The following is a 24,410-nucleotide window of genomic DNA, read 5'->3' on the forward strand; positions in this document are numbered from 1 at the left end:
AAGCTTTGATCGATCATTTTGTCATATTCATTTGACTGTGATCATTATGGTTCATAGGGGCATTTTTGTCCGTTGTTTGAGGCTTACTCGTCTCTTTCACGGATTCTGTACCGCCATGACCACTGTGAATGGATTGACCATTCGAATATTTCGTTACAATCTTTTCGAATAGTCCATCAGGCACCGAGGAGAAATATTGTACATCCGACTTGCCAGGCTTTGCTAATGCTTCATAGCTTTCCATCGTAAGTTTTGTCGGAACCTTTTTCGTTTTGGCTACGAAAGCATCGAAATCGCTTTGGGAAGTCGCATTCACATCGAACGTCATACCCGCGAAATGCTCACCGCTGAAATTCGCTCCTGTTCCGAAGTAGTGCCCGATCTCATCGGCTTGCAAATACAGTGTCATCTTCATACCTGACATCGTATAGATCTGCCCGCCCAACTGCGGGATCCAGAACGAGTTCATTGGCGCGTCAGAGGTCAGCTCAAACTTAATCGGTGTATCCTCTGGAATTTGCAAGTAGTTGACTGTTGCTATACCCTGTTCCGGATACGTAAACAACCATTTCCAATCCAGCGATGTCACTTGAATAGTGACGGGTGGTTTATTGGATTTCAACGGCTTTGAAGGCTCTAACGCGTGTGTATAACGAATCGTTATGACAGCCAAGGCTACAATGATAATGATAGGAATTGACCACCAAACGATTTCTAAGGTCGTACTGTGCGCCCAATTCGGCTTATAAGATGCTTTATTGCCGTCTTTATCACGATACCGCCATACGATCCATGCGGTTAAAGCAAGAACAGGAACGAGGATTACCGTACATAAAAAAGTGGAAATCACAATCAAATCTTTCTGTTCTGCACCCACAGGTCCTTTGGGATTCAGTACCATAGCTTGATTACTGCAGCCTGCCAATAAAACAATGATGGCGACCATCATGAAGAGCAGCATAGCTTGTACGAGTGTTCTCTTCTTCATCCTACTTAACCTCCCTATCAACAAATCTGATCTACTATCAAGATATCATCTCGCTGATAAAAGTACACTGCCGCAAAAGCAACTTAACAAATACGTCAAAGGATCGACGTTTTACTGTAAAACAAATGTCACAGAACGTTTGTTGACTATTATGAAAATGTATGAAAATGAATGAAAACGAAAAAGCCCTTCAAGTTGTAACTTGAAAGGCTTTATTACTACTCATAATGGATTGTACTTATTCCGTATTTGAAGCTGCACGTGAGTGCACCAAATGAATAGCTGTCCGAATAACATAGATGTGTACACTGCCAACCATGAAGCCAATACCAACCATCAAAGAGGCATTCCGATCACTAAAATGATCCATATTCAACAGACTTAATAGTAATCCTATGCCAAGCAACGCCCATGCCGCTATTGTCATCATTTTGACTAATGGCATTACATCACGCTCACTGCGCTCATTACTACTGATCAAAACAGCTCTATTTGCCATAATTATCACTCCAAACTCCAATGTAAGTGCTTTATAAACATAGTATAACACAAATCTAAAATTTGTTCATATTTTATTCACATGATGATCAAAATTTGGACAAAATTAAATCCGCCTCGTTCACAAATTGATTTGTCTTGACATTTATATGTTTTTGTGGTATAATAAAATATTTGTTTGACAACAACATCCCCTAATAGGTATGATAACCATGTTCTTTCACTATCAATTCTTTTTGGAGGGATTCGAAATGCAGATTGCGAACAGTATTTACATGCTTGAACTGTCAGTTCCTGTCATGGGGCGTATCGATGTCATACACCCAACCCTTTTTGCCGATGAAGGAGGCGCCATTCTGGTGGACACCGGATATCCCGGTTTATTGCCGCTGATACAGAATGCCATGGAGGAACATAACGTTCCATTCGGTCATTTGAAGAAGATCATTATTACCCATCAAGATATAGATCATATTGGAAGTTTACCTGATTTCATAAGCAAATCTCCGCATAAGCTTGATATTCTGGCCAGTGAAATAGAGAAGCCTTATATCCAGGGTGAGAAAATGTTGATTAAAATCACGCCAGAATCAATCGAACAAGCGGTCGCTAGTTTACCAGCGGATATTTCACCTGAATGGCGAAAAGCTTTTCGATCAGCTTTGGAGAATCCGCCAAAAGGACCGGTCAATGGTATTCTCGAAGATGGATTCGAGTTACCCAACTGTGGTGGGATTATCGTCATACATACCCCAGGTCATACTCCGGGACATGTCAGTCTGTATCACAAACAGAGCAAAACATTGATTGCGGCTGATGCCTTGGTCGTTTCAGATGGTCAACTTCTCGGGCCCATACCGGAGTACTCCGTTAACTATGAGTTAGCGATGCAATCACTTAAGAAGCTCATCAAATACGACATTGAAGCTGTTATTTGCTATCACGGCGGGTTGTACAGTGACAACGTAAATCAACGCATTGCGGAATTGGCAACTTCAATCTGAATCTTCATTATTGAGTTAAAAGAACAAGTAAGCGCGAAAACCGCGCTTTCAGCATCGGCATCGTCTCTAATTTCCTATACTACAAAAAAAGCAGGCTGCCCAATCAGGCAACCTGCTTCTAATATGTATGTCCTGCTACTTCAATAATGTGTAACCTCCGATAAACGGAAGTGGTTTTACTTGGCCTTGAGCCGCAGCAACAATACCTAGAATAGCTAAAACAAAGACTGCTAAATTCGCTAAAGGCAATAGAATCCAACCAATAATCGGAATGATACTCAATACAACATTCACGATGACAGCGGCCAGTAATAACGTAAGGCCTTGGTTTGCGTGGTACCATGCAAATTTGGAGTCCTTTGCAGCGATGAGCGGGATAAAAAATAAAATGTATCCAATGATAGCCATTCCCTTATTACTTTGAATATCCGAAGAATCATACATGGACAGCACCTCTTTCTTAATTTCTCAAAGTATACTATTCCATTATATTCGGTGTTTTCCATCTATTCTATTGAATTTCACACATTTCGAAAAATTATTTTCCCTTTACACGCGGTAACCAAGAAGCCAATCCAACTGCTTCATTTGGACCTCATCAGGAAGAAGCCTGAGCACCTGATTACGCAGCATAATAGCAGCCGGATTGCTCATTTGGACGATGCGCCCCATCCGTCTGGATTGACGCGCAACTTGATTGGTACGTGGTTTTCGACTGCTTTCATAAGAATGTAAAGCGGCTGTTACGCTGCTTAAAGATAGCATTGAAATCCCCTCTAGACATCTAGCTAAGACAAGTGCATCCTCCATCGCCTGAGCGCCTCCTTGCCCAAGATTAGGCAGCATAGGATGAGCCGCATCACCAAGCAGTGTTACTCTCCCTCGGCTCCACCTTTCAAGTGGATTACGATCATGAATGTCATGCGTTAGTATGGATCTCTCATCTGTCGACTGGATTGCTCGCTCAATTGGATGATGCCAGCCCTCAAATTGCTGAAGAACATAGTCCTTCTTACGTTCCACACCTGTCCCTGAAGCTGCGTTGATTGCGGCGAACCAAAAAACTTGTCCCTCGCCAATCTGGGAAAAACCGAACCGCCTTCCTCTTCCCCATGCCTCAAATCCACCACCGACCTCAGGAATATATCGATTATCCAAGAACGAAGTAATGCCTCGGAAAGCTCTAAACCCTGAATACCGAAGCTGGTCTATGCCAAACAATAGATGAGCCATTTGTGAATGAATACCATCTGCTCCGATTAAGATATGTCCGCTATCTTCTGTTCCATCTTCAAACCGGACAACGACCTGATGAGGATCCTGCTCAAATGTTATCAGCTTTTTATTCAAATAAACCGTTGCTCGTTCATTTAGCTGTTGAAACAATATCGTTTGAAGTTTAGCGCGATGAATAAGATAGCTGTAAGTTCCATATTGGGCGGCTTGCTTCGAGACGGGAACTGAGGTTATCGGTTTTCCATCCCAAGAGCGAATTTCAGCCATGCCAACTTTAGCGCCGGCTACCCTCACCTGTTCAGATAAGCCAAGCACCGTTAAAACATGCATGGCATTCGCAGCTAACACAATTCCGGCACCGAATTCGGATAATTCAATCTTTTTCTCGTAGATGGCAATTTCCCAACCTTGCTTTTGTAAGAAAAGCGCTGTCGTTAATCCACCGATTCCAGCTCCAATGATAATTGCCTTCCTAGTTGAAGGTAAGATATTATTCATGCTGCCCTCCATAACTAATGAACCATTTCCATCTACTGTAACATAATCCATGGAAGACAAAAACCTCCTTAAACCAAGGGTTAAGGAGGTGCGTTATTTTGAGGGTATGAAGTTTAGATTCTGTTATGTTGCAACTAATTGTTGTTTAACCTCAACGATCTCAAGATTCGAGAAAAATCGGCTTAACTTCATCATTTTCTCACTTGCTGCCAATTTAGAAAGTGGCGGGCACATAGGCTTTCCTTTGTAACATACGATAAATAACAAACTCATCACCTACTCTTCCATTTGAAGATTTCACGTTTTTGCTCGATACATAATGTATCATACAATAATTTTGCTCGAGATACAACAAATAGAGATAAATACCGTCATATTTCGATAGTATATGTAATTTATCAGGACTTTATAACCAAATGTAAGTAAAAAGAAACAGCTAGAACACTTTTAATTTGTAACCACGATTAAACTCCTACATAATTCGAAAGACCCCCTCGGAATGAGGGGGCCCTTCGACATTTTTATATTACACGATAGCTAATTCAGAAAGCTTGGCACGTACCTGCTCAACCAATTCGATCGCATCTTCTGAACGATTCACAACATCAACACGATCCATATCTACAATCAGCACTTCAGAAGCATGATAATGATTCATCACCCAGTCATCATAACCTGACCAAAGCTGCCGATAATATTCAACCAAAGATTGATCTTGCTCGAAGCTGCGTCCCCGGAGTCCGATGCGGTACATAACCGTTTCGAATGAAGCTTTTAGATAAACCATGAGGTCCGGCGCTTTCTTAGGAAGCTCGGCAAGCTCTGACATCATATTGTCCGCCAGCCCTTCGTAAACATCAAATTCCAGCTGTGAAATACGACCTAATTCCCGATTCACTTTGGCAAAGTACCAATCCTCATAAATACTTCTATCCAGTACATTTCTATTATGTACTAACGCTTGTTTAATGGCCTTAAATCTTGTATTCAAGAAGTGCAATTGAAGTAAAAACGGGTATCGCTTCTTTTCAATTTCTTCCTGAGATGACGTGTAAAACAGCGGTAGTATCGGATTATCATCGACACTTTCATAATAAACATTTGAATTTAATTGTTGTCCAAGCAAAGTCGAAACTGATGTTTTACCTAGACCAATCATTCCCCCAACCACGATCACACTCATTGACCCCTTTCTCCTTCTAACCAGCCCTTATTTACCGCGTGTCAATTCTTGCAAAGCTTACCTATTATACTAGGAATTCTTAGTGGTGGGAACCCTATTTTTTTCACTTTTATCTATCGTTTTCTTCTTTGCTTGTAATCCGTTCGATGACAGCATGAAGATCATCGCTGCCCAGATTTCCAAATCCTTTTCTTCCTGCTCACGTTCCTCAGGTTTATGCTCATAATCTCGCTCCAACTGCTGATGAACGAGCCCTAGTACTTGATGATGCAAAATTTCCGCCATCGACTGCTCATATTCTACCTATTTTAGGAAATCCTCAAAATAGCGAGCATGCGAGGCCTGATGAATTTTGAGCTCTGCTGGAATCGTATAAAACCAAAACGCCACAAAAAAATAGAAACAGTTTGTGATTGTTTGTAAGTTCATGCTGTCACTAGTAATAAGTGCTGCAATTTCAAAATAAAAAGACAGAGGTGTGAAGATGATTTACGGAACCAAACTACTTGAAACAGATACAGAAATTTTCATTGCCGCTCTTACAAAAACACCTGTTTATGTTTGGTCGTTAGATTCTTTAGGCGTTTATTATCAGGTAAATTCGGGTTTTATCGTAAAATATACACCTGATGAAGTACAAATTCACTCTGAACATGACTCCTCGTTGACACAATGGTATTCAAGAGAGACGAATGAATTTAGTATCCGTTTTTAGAAATGAATAAACCGCCCGTTCCTGTTACTAGACAGGTCTGGCGGTTTTTACATTCCTGCTATTCGAAATCACTCATGTCTTTAAGGATCGTCTGTGTCGGCAAAAACACATCAATAATGGTTCCTTCTCCAATTTGGCTCTGAATCGACATTGTGCCTTTATGCGCTTCAACGATTTTGAAACACATCATTAGACCGAGTCCTGTACCCTTTTCCTTCGTCGTATAGAAAGGTTCACCCAATTGCTTGACCCGCTCCTCAGGGATGCCGCATCCATTGTCCTGAGTTCTCACTCGTATCACATCGCTACCCTGCATGGAAACGGTAATTTTAATTTGTCCTTCCTTCGTAATGGCTTCTATCGCATTTTTAATCAAATTAATAAACAATTGCTTAAGATGCATCTCGGAACAAACGAACTCCGGAATATCAGATTCAAATTCGAGTATAAGCTGCACATTGCATAGATTAGCCTGCGTATCAAGCAGCGCAATCACAGTTTGTAAAATATTTATCAAATCACTTCTTTTGTAGTGAATAGCTTCCGGTTTCGCAATGACGAGGAATTCGCTAACGATAAAATTGATCCGATCCAGTTCGGACAGCATGATGTCAAAATAGTGCTGTTTACCCTTCATATCGTTCTGTAGCAGCTGTAGGAATCCTCGGAGAGACGTGAGCGGATTCCTGATTTCATGGGCAAGCCCTGCCGCTAACTGTCCTGCGACGGAGAGCTTATCTGACTTGCGAAGCAGTTCCTCTGTTCGTTTACGTTCTGTAATATCTCGCGTAATACCAGCGAACCCGATAATCTCGCCTTTTTCATTCTTAATTGGCGTTTTGGTCACACTTACGTGAATGAGCTCTCCATCTTTACGAACCCGGACTGTCTCTAACCCAGAAACTTGGTTACCTGCTTTCAATATGTTATGAATTTCTTTATGATGCTCTTCCAAGAAATCCGGATATATCGGCAATGGTCTATTTAGAAGCTCATCCTGTTTCCAACCAAATACTTTCTCATAGGCGGAATTGACAGAAATAACCTTGAACCGTTGATCAAGAACACAGATAGCATCTGTTGTATTATTAATAAAAGATTCCAGCAGCTCCTTCGTTTCTCTGAGCTCCGTCTCCATATGCTTACGTTCTGTTATGTCCACACATGAACCGATCACTTCAATTACGCGGCCGTTTTCAAAAATGGGACGTAAGGATGTCAAATACGTAATCCCCCGAAATGTGGCTTCATACATGACATTTTCTTCCCCGCTCCATGCCCTGCGGTAATACTTATCGATATTGGCTGCCATATAGAATGGCCATATCTCGTATAAGCCGTTGCCAAGGATATTCGATGGCTTGTAGCCGAGCCTATATAGAAGTTCACCATCACATAACGTATGAATGAATTTCCCTCGCATTTGTCTGAACTTCATGGTCATTCCTTGCTGTCTGCGAACGGTGTCATGCAGGTCCTGCTGCGCAACTCTCAATGACTCACGGTCTTTATTATGCTGGGTGATATCTCTAGCGATTATATAAACGCCTTCTGTTATCCCATTGACGATAATCGGCACATTTTTTAAGCCTAATTCAATCTTATCGCCACTCTTATGCGTAACCCGCAGCATATAATTATCCGTTTGCAAGAGTACACTAGCGGTCGGGTATCTTACTTGATCCTCTTGTTCCCAGAAATGATGAATGGACCGTCCCACCATATCCATTTTCGTGTAACCCAAAATCCGTTCCATCGCAGGATTCACACTTATGATCAAACCATTCAAATCACTTGTTATGATCCCCGCAGGATTATGCTCAATTAATGAATTATACCGCTGCTCACTCTCCGCAAGCTTACGTTCCATCTCGGATTTTTTTGAGAGATCTTTCATCTGGGCCATATAATACAGAGGTTCATTGTCAGAGTTTTTAATTAGCGAAATTCCGCATTCTACCCTTATGATTGTTCCCTCTTTTGATTTCATGCTTTGTTCGATCTGAAAAGAGCGCAATTCCCCAGACAACAAATGTTCTAAAAGTCCAAGCAGTTTATCGGTCTCTTCGGGCAAAAAAATCGAAGTTATATCCGTATCTAATAATTCTTCTTCCGAATATCCTGTAATCGCACTTAGGCTGTTATTCATCTTCATCCATTGTCCATTGAGCGAAATAATCGCCATGCCCATGGCTGTGAATTCAAATACCGTGGCAAATGACGGTTCCGTTCTCGAAAGCATATCCATTCATTTATCCCCCATCTTAAACATACATGGATGGTTCCCATCACCAAGTGTTTGAATTCGACGATTTGAAGATTATTCCTTCCGTGGTATCTCTTGACTGATCAAATTGTTCATGAAATGTGCCCTTGAAATTCCTCATTATGATAAAATATAATGGTTCTTTATGTATTTTAGTGCAACGCATTTAAGGAGGGGTCCTATTGCCTAACATCTGGACACATCTGATTTTCGGTCAAGAATTAATGAACCAAATGGGGCATGCCAATATGCTGAGTGATAAGCAGCTTCGACATGTTTTCTCCCTTGGCTGTCAAGGACCCGATTTCTTGTTCTATCATAACTTCTTACCTTGGAAAAAAGAAAAGAAACTGGGTGAATTGGGAAGTCTGATGCATACGAAAGCATGTGGGCCGTTCCTCCAGGATCTACTTTCCCATATGCAAGGCAGAGGCTTGTATAATCCCGCTGTTGTTTATGCACTTGGATTCCTTACACACCATATTCTCGACCGGAACATGCATCCTTACGTTTTTTATAAATCAGGCTTCAAGAAATGGGATCACCAACGATTTGAGATTATTATGGACACGCTAATTGTTCGCAGTAAGCTTGGACTACAGACATGGAATACGCCTGTTTGGAAAGAAATATATGTTGGAGAAGCCCTCCCCCTCGGCATCGTTCCTGCCCTTGCTCACGCTGCTGCCATCCACTATCCTGTTCAGGCATCGCAGATTACGGAGAAGGATTGGAATGACGCTTATATCGATATGATCAGGGCTCAACGCTTGTTCCACGACCCGAAAGGAATCAAACGCATATTTACCTTAGGTCAAATATCGCCCTTCGTGTATACCAAGCATCCGGCTCCGCTTGATTATTTAAACGAAGCCAGGACGGTTTGGAATTGTCCTACATCATTAGAAGAAACGTATACATACAGCCTTTGGGACTTATGGGATATCGCGATGGAAGATGGTCACATCGTCCTCCAAGCAGCCATTCAAGCCTTACAAGGAGGTACTTCAGATGATTACCAAGCCTTTGGAGAAGTTCTCGGCAATCTCTCCTATGAAACAGGTAAAGACTGTGATAGCGGACTGCAAATCACTCATGTCCAGCCTATGATTTAAAGCTTAGCATCATCAACCTGATCAAGCCATGCATCGATATGACCAATGACCGAAGCCACACAGCCATCTTTGAAAGGTGAAATTAGCTTCGCGACTTGGACAAGCTCCGTGAAATTCCGGCTTCCGCCTTGCTGACAAAGTCTTAAGTAATCTTCCCAAGCTTGCTCCGGATTTTCATTAGCTCGTTTCCAGAATTGAAACGCACACACTTGCGCCAGAGTGTAATCAATGTAGTAAAATGGGCTTTTGTAAATGTGGGCCTGCTGCTGCCAAAAGCCCCCTCTATCCAAATAGTCGTTATCTTCGTAGACACGATGCGGCAAATATTTGCGTTCAACCTCACGCCAAACTAGCTTACGCTCTGCGGGTGTCAGTTCTGGCTGTTCATAAATCCGATGTTGAAACTCATCTACCGCAACACCATAAGGTATGAATAAGAGCGACTCACTAAGATGCTTGAATTTATACTTATCTGTCTCGTCCTCGAAGAACAACGTCATCCACGGCCAAGCGAGAAACTCCATGCTCATGGAGTGGATTTCACAGGCTTCCAAGGTTGGGAATATGTACTCTGGGACTTGAAATTCTCGGCTGCTATAGCCCTGGAAAGCATGGCCTACTTCATGCGTTAAGACATCAATGTCCCCAGAAGTTCCGTTAAAGTTAGAGAAAATGTAAGGTGCTTTGTATGTACTAATATAAGAGCAATAACCCCCTACGCGTTTTCCCTTCTTAGCTACTAGATCCATCAAACCGTTATCAATCATGAAGGTAAAGAACTCATCCGTTTCCGGGGATAGCTCTGCATACATCTTGCGAGCTTGTTCCACAATCCAATCCGCATCGCCTTTCGGCGTCGCATTCCCTGAGGCGAAACCAAATTTGTCGTCGTAATAGTGCAGCGAGTCTACACCAATTCTAGCTTTCTGCCGTTCCTTTAGTTTGTTTGCAACCGGTACGATGTGTTCAAGAACTTGATTCCTAAATACGTCCACGTCTTTGGCATTATAATCAGAGCGGTTCAAACGAGCATACGCAAGTTCAACGAAATTGTTGTATCCGAGCTTTTTAGCGATAAGAGCTCGAATCTTCACTAATTGATCATACAGTTCATCCAATTTCGCTTCATTCTCGATAAAAAAGCTATATTTCACATCATTCGCTTCTTTACGGACTTTTCGGTCTGTTGATAATTGAAAAGGCACGAGTTGGGATAAATTTCGTTCTTCCCCTGCATAATTGAGCTTGGCAGAAGCAAGCAGCTTCGAATATTCACTAGCCAGTTTGTTTTCTTGTACGAGATCTTCAACTATTTCAGGCGAAAACGTTTTCAACGATAAGGCGGCAATTGTGAATAGCTGCTTCCCCCATTTAACTTCTAATTCCGATCGATAGGTGGATTCGATTAGAGCTCTATAAAACTCGGTAATCAGGCCTTGATATAATGGCTCAATTTCATCGAAATACTCTTGTTCCGCCTTGTAAAATTCATCGTTTGTATCCACACTGTGACGAATCCGCGCAATAGATTCCATGGAGTCCAACTCACTTCGCAGGCTAACGATAGTTTCCATCGCTTGGTCCTGACCGTCAAATGAAGCTGCTTGTTTAAATCCCTCTAAAAGCTCCTTAAATTTACTTTCAAAAGCATTAAAGTCTGGTCTTTCATACTTAAATTCTTGAAATTTCATTGGATTCACTCCTTTGATTTTTCGCCAGAAAAACTGGCAGCCTGATTACATAACAGCAATACTGTAAGGAAACAATTCACTGGACATAAGTTGATTAGCGACAGCAGGGTCTTGTTCCATAATCAGTGTAGCTTCTAATTCATTATCCACCTTCAGAATAACAATGCCAAATGTTTTTTCGTCAAAAGTTTGTGTTCTTCCTGCTAAAATAAGCTCCCCCTCCTCTTTCAATTGTAAAAGGTATTGAAAGTGCTCTTCCACGATTTTATCTTCTCTTTCTGTCCAAATACTGCGGTCTAGAAAAGCAGGTTTTAATCGTAAGACATAAATAAATTCTTTATTGTCGCTCATCAATCCCGCTCCTTTACCAATAAATTGGGTATTTGCCAATCAATTTCCGAACTCCCAAGATCTCTAAGATAGGCATTCACTTGTGAAAAAGGTTTACTGCCAAAAAAGCCGCGATACGAAGAAAGCGGACTTGGATGAACGGATTTTATGATTACATGCCTCGTTGTATTGATTAGACGCTGCTTGGCCTGTGCATGACTCCCCCATAGCACAAAAATGATCGGCTTCTCCCGATCACTTAACGTCATTATGATTTTGTCTGTAAAACGTTCCCAGCCTTTACCCTTATGCGAATTCGGCATGTCTGCTCTGACCGTTAGAACGGTGTTCAACAGCAGCACGCCTTGTTCTGCCCAAGTCTTCAAGTAGCCGTTATCAGGGATATAGCAGCCAAGATCAGACTGTAATTCTTTATACATATTTTGCAAAGATGGCGGCGTCGGTATACCCGGTTTAACGGAAAAACTGAGGCCATGGGCTTGGCCTCTCCCGTGATAGGGATCTTGTCCCAAAATAACTACCTTGGTATTCGTATAAGATGTTAAATGAAGTGCACGATAAATTTCACTTTGTTCTGGAAATATGGTTTGTGTCGTATATTCATCATTAAGAAATTTTTGCAAAGCATGAAAATAGGGTTCTTCAAACTCTGCTTTCAACAAAGAAGCCCAGTCGTTCGTTAAATGGTTCATGACTCACCCTCCTATCACTCCGTCTCCGTACCGAGCTCTCCTGTATCGATATTTCTCAGTACGATTCGTCCATCCGCCGCAGTACCATCAGCAAGTACGAGCTTCAGCTTCGTCGTTTTCCCTTTATTTACAAGCGCCTGAACCTGAGCGTCTGTTAAATTCCGGCCAAAGCTTTCTTTCCAGATGACGAATTTGCAGCCTTCCTTATAGTGCGAGCAGCCGTACCCTTTACGACCCATGAAAAGGGAGCCTCCGCACCCTGGTCTTGGGCATGTCGCTAAGAACGTACTAGCTCCATCTGTTTGTTTAGCAGGAGCCGCTTTCTTAGCTGCAGCTGCCGTCTTAGTCCCACCAGCAGATGAAGCCGCACTCGATCGTGCAGAACCGCGTTTGGGTGCACTGGCCGGAGGCGTTTCGCCTTCGAAAGCTGTTTTAGAAGCTCTAGCCTGCACGCGGACCTTATCGACGATCAGGGTTGCGAATCTTTTGACATTATGCATAAACTGCTCGTCCGAAGCCGTACCGCGGGAGATTTCATTCAGCCTGCGCTCCCATTGCCCTGTCATCTCAGGTGAAGTCAGAAGCTCAATGCCCGCGCCGCGGATTAATTCAACAACCGTTCGCCCCTTCTGGGTCAAGACGATTTTCTTGCCCTGCATGTCGATGTAGCCAACTTTCTTCAGACGCTCGATGGTCGCTGCGCGAGTTGCCGGAGTGCCGAGCCCCGAATCCTTCATCGCATCTCGAAGCTCCTCATCCTCAATCTGCTTGCCGGCGCTTTCCATGGCTTTGAGCAGCGTTCCTTCGTTAAAATGCTTAGGAGGCTGCGTATCTTTTTCCTTTACGATCGCGTCATGACAAAGGACATTCCCTTGTGGATCGATGGAGAAAGGCTCGTTGACTTCAACCTCTTCGTCTTCTTCCTCTTCCTTCTCCTTGCCCTTCGTGCTCTTCGCCTTTTCTTTTTTCTGATCGGCATAGATAACCTTCCAGCCTAATTGGAGCAACTCTTTAACCGTGGTTTTAAACATTTCTTGTTCTACCTCGGTCATAACCGTATGAACCTTATACTCAGCCGGTGGATAGAACTGGGATAAAAAACGTCTTACAATCAAATCGTATAATTTCTGTTCATCCGGACTTAGTCCCGATGCTTTGCGATTCGTCGGAAGGATGGCATGGTGATCTTCAACTTTGCTCGGATTGCAAATAAACTTGTTATTTTTGTGCACCAGATTACGGTTTGCCCCTTGCACAAGGTCATGATAAGCCGTTCCTTGTAAGGCGGATAAGGACTTGTGCATCTCCGGAATATTTTGCTCAGTCACATAGTTGGAATTGGTTCTCGGATAGGAAATGACCTTATGCTTCTCGTAGAGAGCCTGAGCCGTATCCAGCGTCTTCTTCGCTGAGAAGGCGTATTTCCCATTCGCCTCACGCTGCAGCAGCGTCAAGTCATACAATTTGAACGGGTATTCCTTCGTCTCTTTCACTTCATAAGAAATAATTCGTGCTGGTTTCCCTTTGACCTTGGCAGCAAGTGCCTCGACCTTAGGTCCGTCCGTCAGACGCTCACCCTGCCACATGCCTCTATACATCGTTTCGCCTTGTGTAAAGTGCCCCTCCAGCTCATAAAATTTGAGTGAAGAGAAGGCTTCAATCTGCTTCTGACGGTCATAAATAAGCGCTAGAACCGGCGTTTGAACACGTCCAACGGAAAGCAATACGTTATGCTTCGTTGTGAATGCACGAGAGCCATTCATGCCGATTAGCCAGTCTGCCTCACTCCGAGAGCGCGCGGCGCGTGTTAAATTCTCGTACTCAGCACCGTCCTTTAATGTTGCGAAGCCATTACGAATCGTCTCCGAGGTTAAATCGGAAATCCAAAGACGTTTAACAGGCTGCTTCAGTCCTAGATGCCGCTGAATAAGTGAGAAGATATGCTGCCCTTCCCTCCCCGCATCGCACGCATTAACAAGCATGTCGCATTTCTTCGCAAGCTCGGCAATCACCTTAAGCTGATCGTAAGTACGTGGGTTTGGAATCAGTTTAAATTCATCTGGAATAATCGGCAGGTGATTGATATTCCATTTTTTATATTTATCATCATATTGATCAGGTTCAGCCAACTCAATTAAGTGTCCAATCGCCCAGGTGATGATGTACTGCTCACCTTCTAGATGTGACCTGAGATTTTTGGCTTTGGGCTCTATTGCGGCGGCTATATTACGTCCCATATCGGGTTTTTCCGCAATAATTAATGTCTTCAAGAGAGTATCGCTCCTTAATTGAACTTTCTAAGTAGATCAGAATCTGTCGCCTCAGTGTATCCCACTTTATAAATGGCTGCAATATGGTAACGCTCGAAAAATTTTATTTTTGCAAGTAGACTTTACTCCAAGTCCATTCACTTCCTTTGAATATGATAACTGGAAACGACAAATGAAGCCAAGAGGTGAAGGTTCCTAATATGCATATTCTGATTATTGCTCCGGAACAAATCCCCGTCCCTCCTCCCGTCGGAGGCTCTGTGGAGCATTGTATATACCAAATTGCTAAAAAAATATCATCGAAGCATACCGTGACTATAATAAGTCGACTGCGCTCTAACTACCCGAAGACAAGCAGATTAGGTCATATCACGATTCTTCGAGTACCAGGTGGCAATAAACAAGCTTATTTATCTAATGTACTTAAGACTGTCAAAGGGCATCGTTTCGATAGGATTCAAATCGATAATCGCCCTAGATTTGTGCATGCCGTGAGAAGAGTATTCCCACATACGCCTATCTCTGTTTTTTTGCATTCAACGACGTTCATCTCCCCGCCGATGACATCCAAGAAACAAGCTGCTTACGATCTCAGTGCGGCTAATCGTATTATTGGTAATAGCCTTTCGCTCCAAAATCACCTGAAACGAACATTCCCAAGAATCCGCCATAAGGTACGTTACGTTCATCTAGGCGTTGATCTCACTCAATTCCGTCCTCGTAAAAAGAAAGAGTATTCTACTAGTGGTCGCCGTCCATTTGTCATTCTTTTTGCAGGCAGGTTGATTCCAAGGAAAGGCCTTCCCGTATTGATGAAAGCTACACAGATCGTTAGAAAATCTATCCCTTCAGCTAGGCTTCATATTGCCGGTGGAACTGGTAAGCCAGGTTACAAGCAATATTTGAGACAATTAGCTTCATCCCTTCGAATCCCAGTAACGTTCAAGGGTTACGTTTCACGAAGTCAAATGCCTCGTTTCTATCAATCCGGTGATTGTTTCGTCTGTCCGTCTCAAGGTCATGAAGCGTTTGGCTTAGTGAATGTGGAAGCGATGGCATCCGGCATTCCAGCGATCGCCTCCAGAAATGGCGGGATTCCTGAAATTATTCGGCATGAGCATAACGGACTTTTAGTGACGAAATATCGAAGTCCAGAAGCTTTTGCCAAAGAAATTATGAAACTAGCCAAAGACCCATCTAAAGCCAAAAGACTGGCTAAGCAAGCCCGAAAAGATGTAATTAGAAAATTTAGTTGGCGAGCCACAGCAAGCAAATTAGAAAGAATTTATACAACGAAAAATCCCACGTAGAGGTGCTGTTATGTCAATGAATCGAGCTCGAACAGTAGGCAGCAAATGGGTCAAGACGAAAGTTCTCTTATTAAACAAAGAACTTCGCAAATTTGTTCCGGAAACTAGAATCTACAATCAAACGAACCTACTTGCCATGTTAAATAAGTATAAAATGGTTTATGTTAAGCCAATCAACGGTTCTTTCGGACAGGGCGTTATTCGTGTAGAGAAAAATAAGTCTTATCGATTTCAATCCGGTAAAACATTAAGATCCTATCGAACTTTTTTAGGCCTATTCACTGCGCTAAACAAAGCCAAGTTAACTAGATCCTATTTGGTTCAGCAAGGCATACATCTCTTAACGCACCAAAAAAGAATATTCGACACCCGCATTATGGTTCAAAAAAGCCCTAAGAAAACTTGGGAAGCTACTGGTTATATTGGTCGAGTTGCTCATCCGCGCAAAATAGTAACGAACTTTCATAATAGCGGCAAACCGCTGCCATTAGAATTATTACTTGCTCCCTACTTAAAGAATCAGAGAAAAGATGATTATATCAAAAGCTTGCGACATCTAGGATATCGAATCGCAAAACAATACCAGAAAGTTTATCCGGGATTTAAAGAAATCGGAGTAGATATCGGTATCGATAAAAATTTAAAACCATGGGTCCTAGAAGTAAACACAGCGCCTGATCCCTTTATATTTAACCAATTAAAAGATAAAAAAATGTTCTTCAAAGTACTTCATTATTCGAGAGTGAACGGCCGATTTTTACGCCGAAAACGTTAAGTAAATTCGAGTTACCTAAGGTCAGTAAAAACCTCTAATCCCACTTGGGACTAGAGGTTTTTATGCTTTATGAAGTTAATCGGCGCTGGCGTGCCATCATTTTTGTTAACAAGCCAAGACCTATAATAATAGCCGCGACAACAACCCAAATTGGATGATGGAATTGTGCATAGATGTGATGCCACGCTTTACCAAGCTTTTGACCAAGAAGAACAATAACCAAAATCCAAGCCAATGCGCCAATGTATGAGATACTCATGAATTTTACGAACCGCATTTTCGTAGCCCCTGCAATGAAAGGAGCGGCATGTCTCAGTCCAGCTACATAATAGCCAACTAAGAGTAAAATAGCACCATGCTTTTTAAAATGTTCTGCCCACTTTTCTAATCTGATCTCGGAAAGCTTAATCCACTTGGTAACCTTGCTGATACGCTTCAAACCAATGCTTTGTCCAAGCAGGTAATTCAGTGTCATCCCTGCACAAGCACCAAGCCAAGCAAAGCCGATGATACCACCTATATGAAGATTAGCTTTTAATGCGATATACCCTGCCCCCAGTAGTATAATCTCAACCGGAAGCGGTATGCCAACTATCCCAATGAAAAGCAACAAAAATATACCCGGATACCCATAATGGGTGATTAAATTGATCATCGTATGATGATTCATTATTGTTCACCTGCCTCGTAATCATCCTACCATAGGAATGTGAGAAGAACATGAGAGGAAAATGAGAAGTGGAACCGACCTTTTTTTATTCTTGTCAAGGTTTTTGGCCTCATTGGATTCTCATGGTTTTCTAATAAAACTCTTCTAAGCCTGATTTGACCTAGTTTTCCCCCATCCTTGGTAATCTATAGGTCATTCTGGATGTGTTAAGGTTATCCCAGGTGGAAGCCTAAAACACGATCCTGAAGGAGGACATCCAATCATGAACAACATGAAAATGAACCGCCTAAGTAAATCGCTATTAGGAATTACACTTAGTGTATCCTTATTTACAACAGCTAATCTACTAGCGGCGCCGCAATCTGCACATGCAGCAAGCGCAGCTTCTATATCAGCAGCTTCAACAGCTGTTTCCGGGAATGCAAATCGTGTAATCTCAACCGGTAAACAGTACCTAGGCGTTAGGTACAAGTTCGGGGCACAGAAAGGTAACATAAGTTCATTTGACTGCTCGTCTTTTACACAATATGTATATGGGAAGAATGGCATTAATTTGCCCCGTTCATCCTCGCAGCAATCACAGGTAGGCACGTATGTACCTAGAAATCAGCTGCAGCCAGGAGACCTTGTCTTCTTCTATTCACCTATTCATCACGTCGGTATTTATATGGGTAATGGTAAGGTGCTTCACACGTACGGCAAAGGTGGCGTAACGATTTCAGATATGAATTCCGGTTGGTGGAGCAGAAATTACAGCACCGCTCGCCGCGTGATTAATTAAGTCGGATATTCACTTCATTCATCTATATCCTTACTTGCAAAAAACTCCTTGCAGATATCTATCTGAAGGAGTTTTTTTTCATTAAATAACTATACTCTCCTCATGATCTCCGCTTTTTCCGGGAATGATAAGAATATGGTACTCTCCTTCATCCGGATCAGTCCTCTCTCTTATATGGATAGGGAAACTGGCTGATTATTCATACTTAGCATCATATCGTTCACGATGTGAGCAGCCGCTTGACTTCGTTGCAATGCTTTCATGCGTTCTTTGATTTGTTTATGCAAACTTGGATGATTGATTAAATGAGTGATTTTGCTCGTAAAATCCTTCATATTCGTAGAAACCAAAGCCATCCCTCGGCTAGAGAGATACAAGGCATTTTCCTTTTCTTGACCTGCATAGGGCTTATAAATAAAGATAGGAACTCTTAAAACAATGGCCTCTGTCAAGGTTAATCCCCCTGCTTTCGTTACAATACAAGTTGCCTGAGACATCCATTCATGTACATTGTCAATAAATCCAAGAATCGTTATTCCCGAAAAACCAGCAAATTGATCTTCAAGTTTACCTTTAAGCCTTTCATTTCGGCCACAAACAACGACCAATTGACAATTGTTCAGCATGGCTAAATTGTTCAACATTTCCTCTATATAGCTGGAGATTCCGCTGTCTGATGCCATGATAAGAATGATCTTCTTTTTTTGATTTTGAGTATGGCTATTTCTCTCATTTACGAACTCTTGTCTCAACGGAATTCCACTAACCTCAATTTGATCCTTGCTGAATCCTTTGAAAATGATTTGCTGCTTTAATTCTTCCGTAGCCACATAGTATTTATCAACATTCGGGTGTAACCAGGTGGCATGTAAAGCATAATCCGTGAGTACAGTGAAATTTGTAATGCCCATTGAACTACACACTTCCGGCGATGCGCCAAATGGAAACGTGTTAACAACAAAATCAGGACGTTCTTGATGAATAAGTTCTCTCAGCTTTTTTTTCCCAAGATAGGTCATAGATCTCTGGAATAAAGCGGTCCGTTTGCTTTCACGGGTTAAGTAATAGCTCCAGCCATAATAATCGAGACCTATCCGAGAACTTTTTGTACTTTTGTTAACGAGCGAGGTAGTAATTAAGTTAATGAATGGATGGCCTTCTTGCATCAAATTGACGACTTTCACCTGATCTATACCTCGCCTCAAAAATTGCTGCTCCAAGGCTTTTGAAGCTTGTATATGTCCGTTACCGTAGCTAGCTGTAAGTATCAATACACGAGGATTCACATTCATGCTCAAGGAAAAACCACCTTTCATCGCATATATTTATAGGCGAAAACGATAACCTGCACCCCATACTGTTTCAATATATTGCGCGCTGGATGCTTCTAATTCAATCTTCTCTCTTAATTTACGGATATGGACCGTAACGGTCTGAGAATCTCCCATCGCATCCATTCCCCATATACGTTCAAAAAGGTGATCTTTGCTATAAACACGATTTGGATTCATAGCCAGAAAATAGAGTAAACCAAATTCCTTCGTCGTAAGGCTAATTTCTTGCTCATGAATGAAAACGCGACGGGAACCATAATCGATTAAAAGACCATGTATGCGAATTTCTTCGTTGTTTTCTTTGGTACCCATTAATCGCTCTAATAATCATCATGACTAGTGGAATTAGCAGCATCGCCGCATAGGTGAGTAACAACTTCAGACGTATGGACATAAGTAGATTCCCCGTTTTTATACTTCTTTTCTATCAAATTTATAGTATTCAAGTGCTAAAAACAACATGCAACTGGAAATTCGGTTAAGCCGATAACCAGTTTCTCAGCAAATCGTACCGTACGCTAGTTCTGATAAGCGCGGTAATGTACTTATTCAGGAGCCCCCGAGCAAATAAGCGCGGAAAACGCGCTTATTCTAGAGCGCCCGAGAGAAAGCTTCACTTACCCCTAACCCAAAACATTAAATGATAAGACAAAAGAAAAAATCCGTTTAGCATCTAAATGGATTTCAATAAAGCTGCACCTTTGAGCAGTAAGTAATTTGATTTTACTTTTACTTCCAAATTCCTTGAATTGCAGGAACATCAGCTGTACTGCCCAAATAAGGCAGTTTATACAACTCTTCTAACGTACGTAACACATTCAAATGCGTAATACGCTGATCATATTTGGCTGGGTTGACCATAGGCCCAACAAAGATTGTTGGGATATGATTGTCTTTAGAATTATCATCTTCATCCCACGTTAGAATGAGCAAGCTGTTATGGCTTTGAGCCCAGGTTACATAGGGTCCAATGTGTTTTTTGAGCCAATCATCTGCAGCAAGAATTGTCCCGTCATGCATGTCATTATCCTGATTAGGGATGACGAAAGATACCGTTGGCAGTTTGCTGAAATCCTTTGGAAATTGGCCAAAAGGTTGATTGCTCTCTTTGGCAACATTGGAGAAACTCACCCAAGGACTGTGTTTTCGGCCATATTGGTGATTTGTACAAACGGTTGAACCAATCGCAGGTAAATCCTCCGAGTAACCAGCAAACGAATAACCTGCCTTCACCAGTTCACTAGCCAAATTAGCCGTCTTAAATTCATGCCCGCAAGAATCATTTTTGACACCTTGATCGGAGCCTGAGAATAAGACGAAATAATTAGGCTGACTAGGATGTGCTACCGCATAGGAGTGTGTGAAGAACGCCCCTTGCCCAGCCAGAGCATTGATATAAGGGGCCGACGCATTGCCAATCAATTTCTCATAGGAATGATTCTCTTCTACCACAACCACAACATGGTCGGGTTTAGCACCTTGAGAAACTGCCGGGTTAGGCACTTTCGGTGGACTTGAAGCCGTGGTCAACGGACTTGGTGTAGGTGATAAGGTAGGGCTCGGTATTGGAACTTCCTGTTGATCAGGTTTATTCGTATTTAAAGGGGAGTCCACTTTCGATGCAGCGGGAGTCGCAGTTTGAATCTGTGGTTGTGTTGATGTCGCAACACGACCTTGATCCAGATTGGAACAAGCTGTCACCACTAGCATAAGAAACGATACAGCCAAGTATGTTTTTTTCAATGGATGTCCTCCCGTCATTCCCCGATTATCAGAGGAAGGCATGAATTAAAAATAAAACAGCAAAAATTAGCCCAAATCGCAAATGCCATTTCCGATCAAGTCCTCGGGATCGAAATACACCTGCAATCGGTACAGGCAACAAGGAAAGTCCTGCGAGCAGTCCAGTTATATTGGCAAAATCAAGTTTGATACCGTATAAAATAGCGTCCACGATATGCAGAATAATGACGCCGATGGCAAGAATAGCGATAGGTGTATGGAATTTCCGAGTTATTCTCAAAAGGGCAATAGCACTCTTTTTTAGTATAAGCCATTGTTCCACCCATCGTCTCTGTATAATCGTTTTGAGCACATAATACGCCAAAACGGCAAATAACAAAATTCTTGCTTGAGATCCCTAAAAATGTATTCATCATTTGTTTACCGAAGATCGAGGTGCAAAGTTCCTGCGCCAAATCCTGGACTCGACTGCTTCATACCAATCAATGACTTTCGTCAACCATTCCAGTGCAAGCGACGAGGAATTAAATAATTGATGTATGAGAACCGCGGCAGCTATTCCAATCACAGCGCCACCCATGACATCCGATGGATAATGTACCCCTGTCCAAACTCTCGAGAAAGCAATCCCCGCTGCTAAAGCAAGCCATAGCTTCCCATCTTTTCTCCGGTGTATCCAAATGGATGTGGCTATTACGAAAGCGCCGATGGCATGATCACTTGGAAAGGAGGCATTGGCCGGATGCGCGATCAGTTGTATGACATGATGTGTGACAAACGGTCGATCGCGGTAGAAGAAATGCGCAAGTATACCGCTGATAGTCACAGCAACACATGCGGACAGAAGTGATTCAGCTACCATTCTTCGCTTAATATTTTGCCTCGAAAACCAATAAATGACAATGCCGAGGTAAAACACGTACTCCGCATATGAAGCTAATAATCGCATAATCGGATTCAGTGCAGGTAGGGTATTTCCTAATTGATTAATGAGTTGAAACCAATGATAATCCAACTGAGTAAAGCTCATCTTCATCATCCTTTATTTATACTGAATGCTCGAACCAAAGCATTTAAAATAACTTTACATGATGAAGATGAGAACAAAATGAGAAATGTACTATCTAATAATTTGGTTAATAGGTAATTTAATGATAACTTTGGTCCCTTCATTTTCCTTGCTTCGTATCGTTATTTCACCCTGATACTTGTACACGAATTGCTTGGCAATGGACAACCCCAGCCCTGTACCCGCTATCTCACGATTTCTTGCTTTATCAACACGATAGAAACGATCAAACACATAAGGCAATTCAGTCTGCGGAATACCTATGCCATGATCTTCTATGGTAATTTGAACTTCATTTATCAAACGTAGTCCCTCAATTACGATCCGTCTATCTTGCATGGTGTATTTAACCGCGTTATCCAGAACGATCAGGAGAATTTGCTCTAGATGCAGTGGGCTTATCGCGATCAGGACATTACTTATTTTCACCGTATTCACTTGAAATTCAAAATCGGGATTGAGGACCTCAAATCTTTTGAGCGTCTGAAGAATGACGGGTTCTATTGGAATGGGCTCATGAATTTCAGAGTCGAGGTGAGTTTCTACTCTCGTTAAGGTCAGAAGTTCTTCGACGATCCCTTTTAAGCGCCTAGTTTCTTGAAGTGAAGCTTGCAAGGATTCATCTAAAACTTCAGGATCCGATTTACCCCAGCGATTTAAGAGGGACAAGTGACCTTCTAATATGGTTATTGGTGTCCGCAGCTCATGTGAGGCATCCTCAACAAATTGCTTTTGTTGGCGAAAAGAGACTTCCAGTTGATTCATCAATTCATTAAAAAGCTGCGCTAAACTGGATAATTCATCTCCTTTTTCTATGTTGCTAACACGCTCTGTCAGCCCTTTCTCCTTCACACTCCGAATGGTAGCTGCCAATGTCCGAATAGGGCGCATCAATTGTCTAGCAATAGCTAAGCCACTAATTGCACTGATGAAAACAGCCAACACCCCACCGATCAGCATAACCCAGAATAACGTCTGACTAAAATGATCGAACGTTTCTAGATTACTTGCGATCTCTAAAGTTCCGACAAACTTTGCCGTAATGAATGGACTCCTATAAATGAGAATGTGATCTTCTTGAGGGGTGATATCAAATAGCTCTGGTGCAGACACTGTTTTAGGTGTAACCCATTTTTCGTCAAAATGATTCGTTACAGTCAGGAGTGGATCTCCATTCTGTCCAATGATACGTACTAGTTGGTTTTTTCCAATCATTTTTTCTATGTAGGGTCGAACTTCTGTTAGCAGCACGGCATCCAGCGTATTTGATTTTTCTTGTAAATAGTCTTGTAGTTGTGCCATACTAACTTGAATTTTGTCTTCCTCTTGATTCATCATCCACTGTTTGAGCACTAGATATTGGGAGAAATTATAAGTTGCGAATAAAAGGAAGATGAGTGTAGATGCCCCTAACATGAGCTTCCATTTAATGGGGAGTTTCCGAACATAATAAGCTAATCGTTTCATCATCGCATCACGTATCCGATTCCCCGAACCGTTTGAATACAGCTATTCTCGCCGGCTTGATCTAACTTGTTCCTCAAATACCTGACATAAACATCGACAACATTCGTCTCCACTAACGAATCATACCCCCATACATGATCCAAAAGCATATCGCGCGTCAGCACGAGATTAAGGTTTTTCATGAATATCACTAATAGATCGAACTCACGCTTTGTAAGCTCAACGATTTGCTTGTCTTTATAGACCATGCGGGCGTCCATATCGATTTGAATATTCTGAAAAGTAAGCATAGCATGCGGGTCGTTCTCATCAAGTTCTATTCGGCGGAAAATAGCCCTAATCCTAGCCAATAATTCCTCAATGGCAAAGGGTTTGGGCATATAATCATCTGCGCCGCTATCTAAGCCTGATACACGATCAACAACGCTATCTCTGGCTGTCAGCATCAGGATTGGGGTCTTCTTCGCTGCGCGAATACGGCGACAAACCTCAATTCCGTTCAGCTCTGGCAGCATAATATCCAACAATATCAAGTCCCAATGATCTTGAAGGGCTAATTCCAATCCGGTTTTTCCATCGTAAGCTGTCTGTACTTCGAACGATTCGTGTTCCAGTTCCAGTTGAATAAATCGAACTAAGTTTTTTTCATCTTCTATGATCAATACCCGTTTCATCGATATCTCCCTTGTCTCGTGATTACTCTTAGTATAATCTAAGTAGATTAGAAAATAGTGAGAATTCCCCTGTAAATCAG

The 24,410-nt window shown here is 42.1% G+C and carries 24 protein-coding genes and 2 pseudogenes; 6 read left to right on the forward strand and 20 right to left on the reverse strand.

Translation table 11 applies throughout. The annotated features are described in order from the left end of the window. Positions 1-13: 13 nt before the first annotated feature. Positions 14-988, reverse strand: a complete 975-nt coding sequence (gene cyoA / locus NYR53_RS19325) for a ubiquinol oxidase subunit II (protein WP_261300861.1) — start codon at positions 986-988, stop codon at positions 14-16. 238 nt (positions 989-1,226) lie between these two features. Beyond that, positions 1,227-1,487 (reverse strand): hypothetical protein, encoded by a 261-nt coding sequence (locus NYR53_RS19330; RefSeq protein ID WP_261300862.1) that lies wholly within the window; start codon positions 1,485-1,487, stop codon positions 1,227-1,229. Between the two features lie 250 nt (positions 1,488-1,737). Here NYR53_RS19330 and NYR53_RS19335 point away from each other — a divergent pair, with 250 nt between their 5' ends. Then, entirely contained in the window at positions 1,738-2,490 is a 753-nt protein-coding gene (locus NYR53_RS19335) for an MBL fold metallo-hydrolase (protein WP_261300863.1), read from the forward strand. A 135-nt stretch (positions 2,491-2,625) separates the two neighbouring features. On the opposite strand, the gene NYR53_RS19340 is transcribed toward NYR53_RS19335, so the two are convergent. The 5 genes and pseudogenes from NYR53_RS19340 to NYR53_RS19360 all read right to left on the reverse strand — a co-directional run. Beyond that, a complete protein-coding gene (locus NYR53_RS19340) occupies positions 2,626-2,934 on the reverse strand; it encodes a magnetosome magnetite crystal formation protein family (protein WP_261300864.1) in 309 nt (102 codons plus the stop codon). 105 nt (positions 2,935-3,039) lie between these two features. Further along, positions 3,040-4,275: an FAD-dependent monooxygenase gene (locus tag NYR53_RS19345; RefSeq protein WP_261300865.1), complete on the reverse strand. Its 1,236-nt coding sequence runs from the start codon at positions 4,273-4,275 to the stop codon at positions 3,040-3,042. A 72-nt stretch (positions 4,276-4,347) separates the two neighbouring features. Then, positions 4,348-4,497, reverse strand: coding sequence for a hypothetical protein (locus NYR53_RS19350; RefSeq protein ID WP_156411052.1), 150 nt, complete (start codon positions 4,495-4,497; stop codon positions 4,348-4,350). A 253-nt stretch (positions 4,498-4,750) separates the two neighbouring features. Then, positions 4,751-5,407, reverse strand: a complete 657-nt coding sequence (locus NYR53_RS19355) for a deoxynucleoside kinase (RefSeq protein ID WP_261300866.1) — start codon at positions 5,405-5,407, stop codon at positions 4,751-4,753. Between the two features lie 165 nt (positions 5,408-5,572). Beyond that, positions 5,573-5,767: pseudogene (locus NYR53_RS19360) on the reverse strand (DUF3900 domain-containing protein); the annotation flags it as partial. A 124-nt stretch (positions 5,768-5,891) separates the two neighbouring features. Between NYR53_RS19360 and NYR53_RS19365 the strand changes: the two are divergent. Next, positions 5,892-6,122: a hypothetical protein gene (locus NYR53_RS19365; protein WP_261300867.1), complete on the forward strand. Its 231-nt coding sequence runs from the start codon at positions 5,892-5,894 to the stop codon at positions 6,120-6,122. A gap of 58 nt (positions 6,123-6,180) precedes the next feature. Here the strand turns inward: NYR53_RS19365 and NYR53_RS19370 are convergent, their stop codons facing one another. Beyond that, complete coding sequence (locus tag NYR53_RS19370) at positions 6,181-8,370, reverse strand: PAS domain S-box protein (RefSeq protein WP_261300868.1); 2,190 nt, start codon at positions 8,368-8,370, stop codon at positions 6,181-6,183. A gap of 200 nt (positions 8,371-8,570) precedes the next feature. On the opposite strand from NYR53_RS19370, the gene NYR53_RS19375 reads away from it, so the two are divergent. Beyond that, positions 8,571-9,503, forward strand: a complete 933-nt coding sequence (locus NYR53_RS19375) for a zinc dependent phospholipase C family protein (RefSeq protein WP_261300869.1) — start codon at positions 8,571-8,573, stop codon at positions 9,501-9,503. Here the strand turns inward: NYR53_RS19375 and NYR53_RS19380 are convergent. The 4 genes from NYR53_RS19380 to NYR53_RS19395 are packed head-to-tail and all read right to left on the reverse strand — an operon-like array spanning position 9,500 to position 14,507. After that, positions 9,500-11,194: a M3 family oligoendopeptidase gene (locus tag NYR53_RS19380; protein ID WP_261300870.1), complete on the reverse strand. Its 1,695-nt coding sequence runs from the start codon at positions 11,192-11,194 to the stop codon at positions 9,500-9,502. The two genes, NYR53_RS19375 and NYR53_RS19380, sit on opposite strands and share 4 nt — an antisense overlap. Before the next feature lie 45 nt (positions 11,195-11,239). Next, positions 11,240-11,545, reverse strand: a complete 306-nt coding sequence (locus tag NYR53_RS19385; protein WP_261300871.1) for a YciI family protein — start codon at positions 11,543-11,545, stop codon at positions 11,240-11,242. Then, entirely contained in the window at positions 11,545-12,237 is a 693-nt protein-coding gene (locus NYR53_RS19390) for a uracil-DNA glycosylase (protein WP_261300872.1), read from the reverse strand. The genes NYR53_RS19385 and NYR53_RS19390 overlap by 1 nt, the downstream gene beginning before the upstream one ends. Positions 12,238-12,251: 14 nt before the next feature. After that, on the reverse strand, positions 12,252-14,507 hold the full coding sequence (locus NYR53_RS19395) for a type IA DNA topoisomerase (RefSeq protein ID WP_261300873.1): 2,256 nt from the start codon (positions 14,505-14,507) through the stop codon (positions 12,252-12,254). Between the two features lie 200 nt (positions 14,508-14,707). Here NYR53_RS19395 and NYR53_RS19400 point away from each other — a divergent pair, with 200 nt between their 5' ends. Continuing rightward, a complete protein-coding gene (locus tag NYR53_RS19400) occupies positions 14,708-15,817 on the forward strand; it encodes a glycosyltransferase family 4 protein (protein ID WP_261300874.1) in 1,110 nt (369 codons plus the stop codon). A gap of 10 nt (positions 15,818-15,827) precedes the next feature. Beyond that, the gene (locus NYR53_RS19405) at positions 15,828-16,592 is read left to right on the forward strand and encodes a YheC/YheD family protein (RefSeq protein WP_261300875.1); all 765 of its coding nucleotides are present in this window, start codon (positions 15,828-15,830) and stop codon (positions 16,590-16,592) included. A gap of 67 nt (positions 16,593-16,659) precedes the next feature. Here NYR53_RS19405 and NYR53_RS19410 read toward each other — a convergent pair whose 3' ends face one another. Further along, complete coding sequence (locus NYR53_RS19410; protein ID WP_261300876.1) at positions 16,660-17,262, reverse strand: DedA family protein; 603 nt, start codon at positions 17,260-17,262, stop codon at positions 16,660-16,662. Positions 17,263-17,539: 277 nt separating this feature from the next. Here NYR53_RS19410 and NYR53_RS19415 point away from each other — a divergent pair, with 277 nt between their 5' ends. Then, positions 17,540-18,043 carry a C40 family peptidase gene (locus tag NYR53_RS19415; RefSeq protein WP_261306437.1) on the forward strand — a complete coding sequence of 168 codons (504 nt, stop codon included), beginning with the start codon at positions 17,540-17,542 and terminating at the stop codon, positions 18,041-18,043. A 170-nt stretch (positions 18,044-18,213) separates the two neighbouring features. Here the strand turns inward: NYR53_RS19415 and NYR53_RS19420 are convergent, their stop codons facing one another. The 7 genes and pseudogenes from NYR53_RS19420 to NYR53_RS19450 all read right to left on the reverse strand — a co-directional run bounded on the left by NYR53_RS19420 (position 18,214) and on the right by NYR53_RS19450 (position 24,330). Further along, positions 18,214-19,335: an MGDG synthase family glycosyltransferase gene (locus tag NYR53_RS19420; RefSeq protein ID WP_261306438.1), complete on the reverse strand. Its 1,122-nt coding sequence runs from the start codon at positions 19,333-19,335 to the stop codon at positions 18,214-18,216. Positions 19,336-19,368: 33 nt separating this feature from the next. Then, positions 19,369-19,698: pseudogene (locus tag NYR53_RS19425) on the reverse strand (winged helix-turn-helix domain-containing protein); the annotation flags it as partial. Between the two features lie 408 nt (positions 19,699-20,106). Beyond that, complete coding sequence (locus NYR53_RS19430) at positions 20,107-21,120, reverse strand: alkaline phosphatase family protein (RefSeq protein ID WP_261300877.1); 1,014 nt, start codon at positions 21,118-21,120, stop codon at positions 20,107-20,109. A gap of 28 nt (positions 21,121-21,148) precedes the next feature. Then, entirely contained in the window at positions 21,149-21,400 is a 252-nt protein-coding gene (locus NYR53_RS19435) for a hypothetical protein (RefSeq protein ID WP_261300878.1), read from the reverse strand. Positions 21,401-21,532: 132 nt separating this feature from the next. Then, positions 21,533-22,150 (reverse strand): undecaprenyl-diphosphatase, encoded by a 618-nt coding sequence (locus NYR53_RS19440; RefSeq protein WP_261300879.1) that lies wholly within the window; start codon positions 22,148-22,150, stop codon positions 21,533-21,535. Positions 22,151-22,240: 90 nt separating this feature from the next. Then, entirely contained in the window at positions 22,241-23,659 is a 1,419-nt protein-coding gene (locus tag NYR53_RS19445; protein WP_261300880.1) for a HAMP domain-containing sensor histidine kinase, read from the reverse strand. Further along, positions 23,656-24,330 carry a response regulator transcription factor gene (locus NYR53_RS19450; RefSeq protein ID WP_261300881.1) on the reverse strand — a complete coding sequence of 225 codons (675 nt, stop codon included), beginning with the start codon at positions 24,328-24,330 and terminating at the stop codon, positions 23,656-23,658. The genes NYR53_RS19445 and NYR53_RS19450 overlap by 4 nt, the downstream gene beginning before the upstream one ends. Between the last annotated feature and the right edge of the window lie 80 nt (positions 24,331-24,410).

This window comes from Paenibacillus andongensis (assembly GCF_025369935.1).
GTDB lineage: Bacteria > Bacillota > Bacilli > Paenibacillales > NBRC-103111 > Paenibacillus_E > Paenibacillus_E andongensis.

Excerpts from the sequence above, each read along its gene's own strand:
- NYR53_RS19450 (WP_261300881.1), bottom strand. The coding sequence starts at position 24,330 with ATGAAACGGGTATTGATCATAGAAGATGAAAAAAACTTAGTTCGATTT.
- cyoA (WP_261300861.1), bottom strand. The coding sequence starts at position 988 with ATGAAGAAGAGAACACTCGTACAAGCTATGCTGCTCTTCATGATGGTC.
- NYR53_RS19445 (WP_261300880.1), bottom strand. The coding sequence starts at position 23,659 with ATGATGAAACGATTAGCTTATTATGTTCGGAAACTCCCCATTAAATGG.
- NYR53_RS19390 (WP_261300872.1), bottom strand. The coding sequence starts at position 12,237 with ATGAACCATTTAACGAACGACTGGGCTTCTTTGTTGAAAGCAGAGTTT.
- NYR53_RS19365 (WP_261300867.1), top strand. The coding sequence starts at position 5,892 with ATGATTTACGGAACCAAACTACTTGAAACAGATACAGAAATTTTCATT.
- NYR53_RS19340 (WP_261300864.1), bottom strand. The coding sequence starts at position 2,934 with ATGTATGATTCTTCGGATATTCAAAGTAATAAGGGAATGGCTATCATT.
- NYR53_RS19405 (WP_261300875.1), top strand. The coding sequence starts at position 15,828 with ATGTCAATGAATCGAGCTCGAACAGTAGGCAGCAAATGGGTCAAGACG.
- NYR53_RS19345 (WP_261300865.1), bottom strand. The coding sequence starts at position 4,275 with ATGGATTATGTTACAGTAGATGGAAATGGTTCATTAGTTATGGAGGGC.
- NYR53_RS19415 (WP_261306437.1), top strand. The coding sequence starts at position 17,540 with ATGAACCGCCTAAGTAAATCGCTATTAGGAATTACACTTAGTGTATCC.
- NYR53_RS19440 (WP_261300879.1), bottom strand. The coding sequence starts at position 22,150 with ATGAGCTTTACTCAGTTGGATTATCATTGGTTTCAACTCATTAATCAA.
- NYR53_RS19380 (WP_261300870.1), bottom strand. The coding sequence starts at position 11,194 with ATGAAATTTCAAGAATTTAAGTATGAAAGACCAGACTTTAATGCTTTT.
- NYR53_RS19385 (WP_261300871.1), bottom strand. The coding sequence starts at position 11,545 with ATGAGCGACAATAAAGAATTTATTTATGTCTTACGATTAAAACCTGCT.
- NYR53_RS19400 (WP_261300874.1), top strand. The coding sequence starts at position 14,708 with ATGCATATTCTGATTATTGCTCCGGAACAAATCCCCGTCCCTCCTCCC.
- NYR53_RS19350 (WP_156411052.1), bottom strand. The coding sequence starts at position 4,497 with ATGAGTTTGTTATTTATCGTATGTTACAAAGGAAAGCCTATGTGCCCG.
- NYR53_RS19420 (WP_261306438.1), bottom strand. The coding sequence starts at position 19,335 with ATGAATGTGAATCCTCGTGTATTGATACTTACAGCTAGCTACGGTAAC.
- NYR53_RS19335 (WP_261300863.1), top strand. The coding sequence starts at position 1,738 with ATGCAGATTGCGAACAGTATTTACATGCTTGAACTGTCAGTTCCTGTC.
- NYR53_RS19370 (WP_261300868.1), bottom strand. The coding sequence starts at position 8,370 with ATGGATATGCTTTCGAGAACGGAACCGTCATTTGCCACGGTATTTGAA.
- NYR53_RS19410 (WP_261300876.1), bottom strand. The coding sequence starts at position 17,262 with ATGAATCATCATACGATGATCAATTTAATCACCCATTATGGGTATCCG.
- NYR53_RS19330 (WP_261300862.1), bottom strand. The coding sequence starts at position 1,487 with ATGGCAAATAGAGCTGTTTTGATCAGTAGTAATGAGCGCAGTGAGCGT.
- NYR53_RS19355 (WP_261300866.1), bottom strand. The coding sequence starts at position 5,407 with ATGAGTGTGATCGTGGTTGGGGGAATGATTGGTCTAGGTAAAACATCA.